Origin of the sequence: Arthrobacter agilis (genome assembly GCF_002953615.1) — a bacterium.
Classification (GTDB): Bacteria; Actinomycetota; Actinomycetes; order Actinomycetales; family Micrococcaceae; genus Arthrobacter_D; species Arthrobacter_D agilis_B.
This window is the reverse complement of the sequence record NZ_CP024915.1, coordinates 3258819-3262517: the sequence shown is the minus strand read 5'-3', so window position 1 is coordinate 3262517 and position 3699 is coordinate 3258819. Positions and strand designations below refer to the sequence as shown.

Here is a 3699-nt window from a genome sequence, read left to right as displayed (position 1 = left end):
GGGCGAACAGGGTGCTGATCGAGCGGGCGTGGAGGTTGATGCCCTCCATGGTGAGCAGCGGGAAGAACAGGTAGCCCTGGCGGCGCGTGATCCAGGCCTGGATGCCACGGGCCTTGGCGGCGTCCTCCTCGAGGAACGAGATGGTGTCCACCTCGATGTCCGGGTCCTTGCCGCGGGTGTTCGGATCGTTGTGGTGGCGGGTGTGCTTGTCCATCCACCACGCGTAGCTGATGCCGACGACCCCGGCGGCCAGGATGCGGCCGGACCAGTCGTTCGCGCCGCGGGTCTTGAAGATCTGGCGGTGCGAGGCTTCGTGCGCCAGGAACGCGACCTGCGTGAGGACGACTCCGAGCACGGCTGCCACGAGGAGCTGGAACCAGGTATCGCCCAGGAGCGCGAACCCCGTCCAGGCCGCGCCCATGGCGAGGGCGAGGACGGCGAACACCGAAACGTAGAAACGCCGTCGGCGGTTCAGGAGGCCTTCCTTGCGGACCTGCTTGAGCAGGACGGAGTAGGAGGCGACGACATCGTTCGGCCTGGAGATGCGGACGGTGCGCGGGGCGGCGGTAACGCTCATGTGGGTCCCTGGGGCTGACGGATGGCTTCCCAGCCCGGGAGTGGGGTGCTAAACCCGCAGATGTCCCCACTGTATGTCAGCACCCTGGGCGGCGCCTGCAGATGGGGTCGATCCAGGTCACGGAGTTGCGGTGCCGGCGTCATAGTGCCCGGGCCAATCCGCGACGGGGATCCGTGGGATCGAGCGGATCCTGCCGGCCGTGCCCCACTCGTCCCTGCCGAGACGCGAGAGCGGGCGCAGCGCATCGATCGCGGGAAGGGTGCCGTCGAGGACGTCCTCGGAGACCACCGCGTGCACCACTTCGCCGAAGACGAGCGTGCAGTCCCCCATGTCCTGGAGAAGGTGCAGCCGGCACTCGAGGGCGGCGGGGGATTCGAGGACGCGGGGCGGCCTGACCCTCGCACTGGGCTCGCGGGTGAGCCCGGTGGCATCGAATTCGCTGACGTCGGGCGGGAAGTCCGTGCCGGTCGCGTTGACGGCCTCGAAGAGGTGCTCGGGGGTGAGGCTGACCACGAACTCACCCGTGGCCTCGATGTTGCGCACGGAGTCCTTGCGGCCCACGGACGTGAACTGGACGATCGGCGGGTTCACCGAGGCGATGGTGAAGAACGAATGCGGGGCGAGGTTGTCCACGCCGTCCGCCGAGGTCGAGGAGACCCACGCGATGGGGCGTGGGACCACCACCGAGGTCAGGAACCGGTAGAAGGCACGGCCGGCCTGCGGGTCGGGCACGATATCCCGGCGCACGGCCCTAGCCCCTCGCCGCGAGGAGCTCGCGCAGGCCGAGGGGGCGGCGCCCGGTGAGGCGCTCGACGTCGGGCGAGACCTCCGCCAGTTCGCCGCGGGCGATCGCGGTGTACGTGCTGACCCAGGCTTCGACCTGCCACCGTGGTGCCCCGTGGTGGGCGCGGGACGCCATCGCCTCGTCGTGGGTCTGGTCCTCGAAGCGGACGGTCGCGGGCGTGCACTCCGTGATGGTCGCCGCGGCGTCCGCCAGGGTGAAGGCCTCGGGCCCCGTCAGGTGGTACGTCGTCCCCGCGTGGTCGCCGGGCGCACGCAGGACCGCGGCGGCGGAGCGTGCGACGTCGGCCTGCGCGACGGCGGCGAGCAGGCCGTCGCCGGCCGGACCGCGGATGACGCCGTCCTCCGCGAGGGAGGGGACGAAGTCGAGGTAGAGGCTGTCGCGGAGGAAGGTCCAGGACATGCCCGAACTGCGGATGTGCTCCTCCGTGTACCAGTGGTCGCGTCCGAGGAGGAACACGGCATCCGGGGCGGCACCGAGGAACGAGGTGTAGACGAGGTGCTGCACCCCCGCCTCCTTCGCCGCATCGACGAAGGTGCGGTGGGTCCCCACCCGGTCCGGTTCCTCGGCGGCGGACACCATGAAGAGGACATCGACCCCGGCGAGGGCCTCGACCGACGCGTCGAAGTCCGCATAGGTCGTTCGTCGGACGGTGGACTCGGGCAGGTGCTGTGCCCGGTCCGGGGACCGGACGGGCAGGACGAGCGGCACCTGTTCGGCGGCGAGCATCCGGGCGACGCCGCCGCCCACGGTGCCGGTCGAGCCTGTGACTGCGATGCGATGCTCCATGCTCCTCTCAGCCACGATCGCCCGTGGATTATTTCCGGCCTGCCGCGTGGGGGTTTCACCGGACGTTCGCCCCGTCGTCGCTCCCGGGTCGCCCGGCACCGCTAGGCTCCATCGAATGGCGGGACGGTTCGTGGCGATCGGTGATTCCTTCACGGAGGGCGTGGGCGACTGGAACGCGACCTTCCCCAACGGTGTCCGGGGGTGGGCCGACCGCGTCGCCAAGCAGCTGGGACGCCAGGACCCGGAGTGGGAGTACGCGAACCTCGCGATCCGGAGCAAGCGCCTGCACCACGTCCGCGACGAGCAGGTGGACCGGGCCCTCGCGCTCAAGCCCACGCTCGTCAGTCTCTACGCCGGTGGCAACGACATCCTCGAACTCCGCATCGACATGGCTGCCCTCATGCGGTCGTACGAGTCGATGGTGGCGCGCATCGCCGGAGCCGGGGCACGCCCGCTCCTCTTCACCGGGTTCGACATCCCGCTGAGCCCCGTCTTCGAGCCGATGAAGCGGCGCAACTGGCTGTACAACGACCACGTGCGGCGCATCGCGCGCACCTACGACGCCGTGCTGGTGGACTACTGGTGCTTCGAGGAGTACTCGGACCCGGGCCTGTGGGACGCGGACCGCCTGCACATGTCCCCGGCCGGTCACCGGAACCTCGCCGCCCATGTCCTGCGGTCCCTGGGCATCGACCATTCGCTGACCCCGCGCCTCCCCGACTGGAAGGAGTACGCGGGGCTCGTGGCCGGACTGCGCCGTGAGACGGCCTGGCTGGGGGAGTGGGTGGTGCCGATGTTCGGTCGCCGCCTGCGGAAGGTGACCCTGGGTGACGACCTGCAGCCGCGGTGGCCGGACCCCGTGCGGCCCGCGGACGGCCTGAAGCGCCTGGCCCGTGCCCGGTCGCCGGGCCGCGTGTAGCGGGAGCCGTTCGAGGCGCCGGCGTTCCGGGCGTGGTAGCAATGGGAGGAATGAAACAGTCGCCGGCCCCGCGTCCTGCCCCATGAGGGGCCGGTTCCCCGCCGGGATTCCCAGAAGCTACATCCTGCTCGCCTGCATCGGCCTGGTGGCACTCAACCTGCGGGGCCCCATCGTGGCGGTCGCTCCGGTGGTGGATCGGATCCAGGCGGACCTGGGCTTCTCGCCCGCCCTGCTGGGGCTGCTCACCAGCATCCCGGTCCTGTGCTTCTCCCTCGCGGCACCACTCGCGTCCCTGGCCGTCAGAAGATGGGGTGCCGAGTTCGCGGTGACGCTGACCATCCTCGGCGTGCTGGCGGGCGTCCTGGTGCGTTCCGCCGGCGGCCCTGTGCTGGTGGTGTGCGGCACCGTGGTGATCGGCCTTGCGATCACGGTGGGCAACATCGCGGTCCCGCTGATCGTCCGGCGGGACTTCCCGCCGTCCCGGCAGGGGACGGCGATGGGGATCTACACCGCCGCGTTGAACATCGGATCCTTCCTCACCTCGGTGGTGACAGCGCCGCTCGCCGGGCTGGCCGGATGGCGGGTCGCGCTCGCCGCGGTCGCGGTCCTCGC

General features: G+C 70.7%; 5 protein-coding genes. 2 read left to right on the top strand and 3 right to left on the bottom strand.

Annotated elements, in window-relative coordinates:
• The 3 genes from CVO76_RS15985 to CVO76_RS15975 form a co-directional block, all read right to left on the bottom strand.
• Positions 1 to 577: fatty acid desaturase (locus CVO76_RS15985; protein ID WP_208740092.1), on the bottom strand; the 577-nt coding region annotated here is incomplete at its 3' end.
• 117 nt (positions 578 to 694) lie between these two features.
• Positions 695 to 1324 (bottom strand): flavin reductase family protein, encoded by a 630-nt coding sequence (locus tag CVO76_RS15980; RefSeq protein ID WP_244186048.1) that lies wholly within the window; start codon positions 1322 to 1324, stop codon positions 695 to 697.
• A 4-nt stretch (positions 1325 to 1328) separates the two neighbouring features.
• Positions 1329 to 2168 carry an SDR family oxidoreductase gene (locus CVO76_RS15975; protein WP_208740091.1) on the bottom strand — a complete coding sequence of 280 codons (840 nt, stop codon included), beginning with the start codon at positions 2166 to 2168 and terminating at the stop codon, positions 1329 to 1331.
• 115 nt (positions 2169 to 2283) lie between these two features.
• On the opposite strand from CVO76_RS15975, the gene CVO76_RS15970 reads away from it, so the two are divergent.
• Both CVO76_RS15970 and CVO76_RS15965 read left to right on the top strand, forming a co-directional pair.
• The gene (locus tag CVO76_RS15970; protein WP_208740090.1) at positions 2284 to 3087 is read left to right on the top strand and encodes an SGNH/GDSL hydrolase family protein; all 804 of its coding nucleotides are present in this window, start codon (positions 2284 to 2286) and stop codon (positions 3085 to 3087) included.
• Between the two features lie 82 nt (positions 3088 to 3169).
• Positions 3170 to 3699: MFS transporter (locus tag CVO76_RS15965; protein ID WP_208741868.1), on the top strand; the 530-nt coding region annotated here is incomplete at its 3' end.